Below are 5,152 nucleotides of genomic sequence, written 5' to 3'. Positions count from 1 at the left end.
TGGCTCGAACCCATCACCCCCGCCCTGCGTGACGAACTGCGCGCCGCCATCGATTGTGATCCTGAAAGCTGGGAGATCATGTCGACCAACGGCTGCGGCGAGGGCTTCGAGGACTGGTGGGGCGCCCTGCAGGGCGAGACCCAGCGCGGCGAGCGGCTGGGCTTCGCCATCCGCCGGCTGTCGGACGACACGGTGGTCGGGACCTCCAGCTTTCTCAACATCCGCCCGCTGCACAGGGGCCTCGAGATCGGCTCGACCTTCCTGCGGCCCGACGCCCGCTCGGGGCCGATCAATCCGGAATCCAAGCGCCTGATGCTGGCCCAGGCCTTCGGGGCCGGGGCGATCCGGGTCGAGTTCATGATCGATGTGCGCAATGTCCGCAGCCAGGCCGCGATCCAGAAGCTGGGGGCCAGCAAGGAGGGCGTGCTGCGCAGCCACAAGATCACCTGGACCGGCCATGTGCGCGACACGGCGGTGTTCTCGATCACCGACTATGACTGGCCCGGGGTCAAGCAGCGCCTGGATTTCCGGCTCAACGAGACCTTCGTCTAGGCCGGGCCGCCCCGCGACAATTTGACTGGTGAAATAACGATATTCCACCCCGGCGTGTAACCAATTGGCGAGCATCGCCCGCTAGTCTCGCCCCATGACCGCGATTGCCTGCCTCCGGCTTCTGATCGATGACGACGCCTTCCCCGCCGCCCGCGCCCAGGCGGCGGCGGATCTCTATCTGAAGGCCCGCTGGACGGCGCCGCGCCGCTATGGGGCCGTCGCGCCCCTGGCCTTCGTGCTGGCCGACCATCGCGCCGCCCAGCTGGACGCCGAGGAGATGCAGGCCCTGGCCGCCGAGCTGGAGGCCGTCCTGTTTCCCGGCGGCGGCAGCGGCCAGGTCTGTCTGATGACCTTCGAGGGCGACGAGTCCTCGGTGCTCAAGTTCGCCAGCCTCGGCCAGGCCGAGCTGCAGGGCCTGATGGCGGGTCGGGGCTATGGCGGCGCCGCCGGCCGGGTCCAGGTGATCACCGCCGAGGCGATCCGCGCCGTGCCCAGCACCCACGAGGAGGCCCGGCTGGCCCAGGCCGCCGCCGCCCCGTCCGCCCCGCCCACGCCCACGCCCACGCCCACGCCCACGCCGACCCCGACCCCGACCCCGACCCCGACCCCGACAAGGGCCCCGACAAGCACCCCGCCGCCCACGGCGCGCCCGCCGGCCGCCCCGCCGCCGCCGGCCCCGACCGGCTGGTGGGGCGTCTATGACCTGTCGCTCGAGGCCTTTTGCGGCTCAAGGCTCGGCCTGCGCGCCGATCTCGCCCAGGCCGCGCCGGAAGACGATTCCGCCTGCTGACCCGCGACCTGACCGGGCTGAACGACGCCCAGCCCCTGCTCAAGACCGCGACCTTCGGCGACCTCTGCCTGCCGTTCGGCTTCTGGAACCTGACCACCCCGGCCTCGCAGGAGGCCTATAAGCGCCGGCTGTCGCGCTATCCGCTCGACCTGCAGCCGCGCCTGGGGGCCAGCGTCTATGGCACGCCGCGCGAGGCCTCGCTGGGCCTGGTCAGCCAGATCCGCGCCTTCCTGAAGGGCAGCTTCGCCTTCCTCGACCTCAATGTGGTCGATCCGACCTTCCCGGTGCACAACCTGCCGCCCGAGCTGATCGACAGCGTCACCCTGACCCTGACCGGCGAGGACGAGCGCCAGCGCCTGGCCCAGATCCTCAAATTCGTCGAGCGCCAGGCCGTCTATCGCGGCAAGGGCGTCGCCCAGATCGTCGCCGGCGTCGCCACCGCCAACGAACTGGAGGCCTGCCGCCAGGGCGGGGTGGCCCGGGTCTGGGGCCCGGCGATCACCGCCTTCCTCGACAAGCCGGTCGAGCAGGCGGAGGGCCAGCCGCTGGCGGGAGCGCGCGCCGCCGCGTGAAGGCGCGTCGCTTGGTCGCAACCCCGCGGCGCTGCAACCTGCGGGTTTGCTAACCCTGATCGTCCATGGTCGACCCCATGACGGCTTTGGCGTGCTTGAAGATCTTTGTCGGCGAGGACCTGTGTTTCACGGACTCCGACTCCATGGCGGCCCTGGTCGCCAAGGTGGCCGGCGCCTATCTGGAAACCGCCTGGGCCTGGCCGCGCCGCTACGGGCTGGTCGCGCCCTTTTCCTTTGTTCTCACCGATCCCCGCGCCGAACGCCTGGATGGCCGCGAGCTCCAGGCCCTGGCCCTGGCCCTGCAGCGCAAGCTGTTCGGCGACCGGGGCGACGGCGACGTCACCCTGCTGACCTTCGAGGGCGACCAGAACGACGTCATGCGCTTCGCCGGCGCATCGACCCACTTGCTCAAGAGCCTGCTGAACGGCGAGGACGACGGCCTGTTCGCAGGACGGATCTGCAAGATCAGCCCGACCGGCGTGGAGTCGTTGGCGCCGCGCGGTGGTCCGGTCGAGGGCCTGCCGCCGATGGAGGTCCTGCGGGCCCAGGCGCCGGTGGTCGCGCCGGCCCGCACGGCCTATCGCGGCGTCTTCCACACCCAGCGCGAGATCTTTGTCGGCAATATCGCCGTCTGGCGCGAGGTGGGATCGGTATCGGCCTTCGGCATGGAGCCGCCGCCCATGACCGACCTCATCCAGGCCGAGCACGACATTCCCAACCTGCGCAGCGCCAGCCTGGCCCTTGAGCGGCAAGACTCCGGGATGATGTTCCTGCCGCTGAGCTTCTCGACCCTGGTCAAGCCCTCGGGCCGAACCGAGCTGACGCCCTTCCTCAACGCCCTGCCCGCCGCCCTGCGCGGACGCCTGGCGGCGGCGATTTACGGCGCCCCGCGCGCGCCGTCCTTCTCGGCCCTGTCGCAGATCAAGCGCGCCATCGAGCCGTTCTTCGGCCGCATCGACCTGGGGGTCTCCGATCCGGCCTTCCAGGTCGACGATCTGCCGCCCGACCTGGCGGCCAGCGTCACCCTGACCCTGCCGGCCGGCCTGGAGGCCGTCCGTCTGGCGGCCATTTCCCGGTTCATGCGCGACGCCGCCGGCTATCGACGCAAGCGCGTCTGGCAAGGGGTGACCGACGTGCGCACCCGCCGCGAACGCCAGGCCTGTATCGAGGCCGGCGTGCCGTTCATCACCGGTCCAGCCGTCACCGACCTGCTGGAGACGCCGGCCGCGGTCCAGCACTGCCCGGTCCTGCACCTGCCCCTGCACGATTGGTCCACCCGGGCCGAGGCCGCCGCGCCGGCTTCGTTTGTCGCCTAGTTCGAGGGGTGAGCAACTGTCTTGAAGTTATGCGGTGGCGGCGCGCCAGGGGGCGTTGTCGCGGAGCATGGCGTTGAGGATGGTGATGAGCTTTCGCATCAAGGCCACGAGGACGACCTTTGGCGGCTTTCCGGCCTGGGCCAGACGCGCCTTCATCGCGGCGAGGGCCGGGTTGAAGCGGGCGCCCACCAGAGCGGCCATGTAGAGAACATTGCGCACGATGGGGCGACCGCCGCGTATGGCGCGTCGTCCTCGTCGGGCTCCGCTGTCGTGGTCGTAGGGCGCGACGCCGACCAGGGCGGCCACTTGCCGGGCGTCCAGATCGCCCAGTTCCGGCAGTCGAGCCAGCAGCGTCCAGGCCAGGACGGGGCCTACGCCGGGCACCGAGCGCAGCAGCGCGTCCTTGCGCGCCAGATCGTCATCCTCGGCGATCAGCTGAGCCAGCCGCTTCTCGATCAGAACAAGATCCAGGCGGGTTCGCCCGCGTCGCCGCTGAGCCAGGCGTATCAACACCGGGTCGCGGACCATCCGGGCGGCGTTATCCAGTCGCGCCTGCTCCTCGACCAGGCGACGGCGCGCGTCGACCAACTCGGCCAACCGGGCGGCGGCCGGATCAATCCGCGCCGAGCGGCTGGGCATCAGCGCCACGAAGCGGGCGATCAGCTCGGCGTCGATCCGATCGTTCTTGGCCAGGACCCCGCAGGCCTGGGCGAAGCGCCTAACCTTGCGCGGGTCCAGGAGCCGTGCGTCCAGCCCCGCCGTGAGCAGCGCCTCCACCGCAGCCTTCTCATAGCCGCCGGTCGCCTCCAGTCCGATCAGACTGGCCTTGGCCGCCCGCAGCCGTCTGACGAGGTCCCGCAGCCCAGCGGCGTCATTGGACACCGCGAAGCTCTCGCCCTCCAGCACCGCCACGTCCAGGCGATCCTTGGAGACATCCACGCCCACAAACACTCGATCCTGTGGCATCCTCTATCCCTTCCTTGCCAGTGCGAGGTCCCAAAGGCCTCATGCAACTGTTCGGGTTTGGAAGATCACGACCGGCCCAAACTCACCCACGGCCTCCAAGGCCAAGGGGTTTACGGGCTCAAGGTCGCGGCGGGCGGCTGCTGCTAACAGCCGCCCGCATCACCACAATAACCTCAGATCCAAGACACAAGGGTTCCGCCCCCACGGTCCAGGCTTCAAAGGCCCAGCCCGTCCCCGCCCGCCCGAAGCGGCGAGGCCGCGCCTTGAAACCTTGGAGGCGAGCCTGCTCTGGCGTCTGACCGAGTCAAGGACCGCCTCTGGCGGCCGCGTCGCGGCGACGCGACGCGTCGTCCTTGACTCGGTCAGACGCCAGAGCTCCCATCCACCAAGGGTTTAAGGCGTGGCCGCATCCGGTGGGGCGGATGGGGCTGACCGCTGGAGGAGAATGACATCAGAACTGCGGTTACTGTCTTAGAGGGATATTCGACACTGAGATCATTGACCAAGGGTCCTCAAAGCCAGCTCTACTCAGAACGTCAACATAAGCCCTAGCGATGACCTGGGAGTGGTCGGAAGGGCCAATGATGACACGATGCAGCAGCTCCTTGATCGCCATGCCTTCCGACCCAAGTCCTGCTTTCAGCGGAATCTTCATGATCGGCTGTGGCACACCTCGAATGGTCTTGAAGTCAGGAAACAAGATGGATCCCTTCGACGCCGTCGATTGCGGGCGTGTGATAGATACGCCATTTCCTTTTCTTCCGCGAAACCAGGATGTTTCGTAGCCAAGATGTAAGTTCGAAAGCCAGTGACTAGCCAATCGCGCAAGTCTTTCTCCGGGCAGCGCAAGCAGCAGACCTTCATTGTCCATCAAACGGTTTGCCCACGCTGCGAAACCAGTCGACAAATCCCTCTTCATTGAGGTATAGAAACCGCGTCGAGAATGCCCCTAGTGA

At 68.4% G+C, this 5,152-nt stretch carries 6 protein-coding genes; 4 read left to right on the top strand and 2 right to left on the bottom strand.

Annotation, left to right across the window (positions count from 1 at the left end):
• From CSW58_RS12665 to CSW58_RS12650, 4 genes are all read left to right on the top strand, one after another.
• A partial coding sequence (locus CSW58_RS12665) for a GNAT family N-acetyltransferase (RefSeq protein WP_099447525.1) occupies positions 1-552 on the top strand: 552 nt, incomplete at its 5' end.
• A gap of 94 nt (positions 553-646) precedes the next feature.
• The gene (locus tag CSW58_RS15480; protein ID WP_161494618.1) at positions 647-1,342 is read left to right on the top strand and encodes a hypothetical protein; all 696 of its coding nucleotides are present in this window, start codon (positions 647-649) and stop codon (positions 1,340-1,342) included.
• Entirely contained in the window at positions 1,273-1,914 is a 642-nt protein-coding gene (locus CSW58_RS15475; protein ID WP_099447523.1) for a hypothetical protein, read from the top strand. The genes CSW58_RS15480 and CSW58_RS15475 overlap by 70 nt, the downstream gene beginning before the upstream one ends.
• 77 nt (positions 1,915-1,991) lie before the next feature.
• The gene (locus CSW58_RS12650) at positions 1,992-3,230 is read left to right on the top strand and encodes a hypothetical protein (protein ID WP_099447526.1); all 1,239 of its coding nucleotides are present in this window, start codon (positions 1,992-1,994) and stop codon (positions 3,228-3,230) included.
• A 27-nt stretch (positions 3,231-3,257) separates the two neighbouring features.
• Here CSW58_RS12650 and CSW58_RS12645 read toward each other — a convergent pair whose 3' ends face one another.
• A complete protein-coding gene (locus tag CSW58_RS12645) occupies positions 3,258-4,196 on the bottom strand; it encodes an IS110 family transposase (protein WP_099447522.1) in 939 nt (312 codons plus the stop codon).
• A 463-nt stretch (positions 4,197-4,659) separates the two neighbouring features.
• The gene (locus CSW58_RS13825; protein ID WP_236627821.1) at positions 4,660-5,067 is read right to left on the bottom strand and encodes a hypothetical protein; all 408 of its coding nucleotides are present in this window, start codon (positions 5,065-5,067) and stop codon (positions 4,660-4,662) included.
• Positions 5,068-5,152 lie beyond the last annotated feature (85 nt).

This window comes from Caulobacter sp. B11, from assembly GCF_002737765.1.
Classification (GTDB): domain Bacteria; phylum Pseudomonadota; class Alphaproteobacteria; order Caulobacterales; family Caulobacteraceae; genus Caulobacter.
The sequence above is the reverse complement of the archived record's forward strand: the minus strand, read 5'-3'. Positions and strand labels throughout refer to the sequence as shown.

What these genes read in the sequence shown, in the direction of transcription:
- CSW58_RS15480 (WP_161494618.1), top strand. Translation starts at nt 647, where the DNA reads ATGACCGCGATTGCCTGCCTCCGGCTTCTGATCGATGACGACGCCTTC.
- CSW58_RS12650 (WP_099447526.1), top strand. Translation starts at nt 1,992, where the DNA reads ATGACGGCTTTGGCGTGCTTGAAGATCTTTGTCGGCGAGGACCTGTGT.
- CSW58_RS12645 (WP_099447522.1), bottom strand. Translation starts at nt 4,196, where the DNA reads ATGCCACAGGATCGAGTGTTTGTGGGCGTGGATGTCTCCAAGGATCGC.
- CSW58_RS13825 (WP_236627821.1), bottom strand. Translation starts at nt 5,067, where the DNA reads ATGGACAATGAAGGTCTGCTGCTTGCGCTGCCCGGAGAAAGACTTGCG.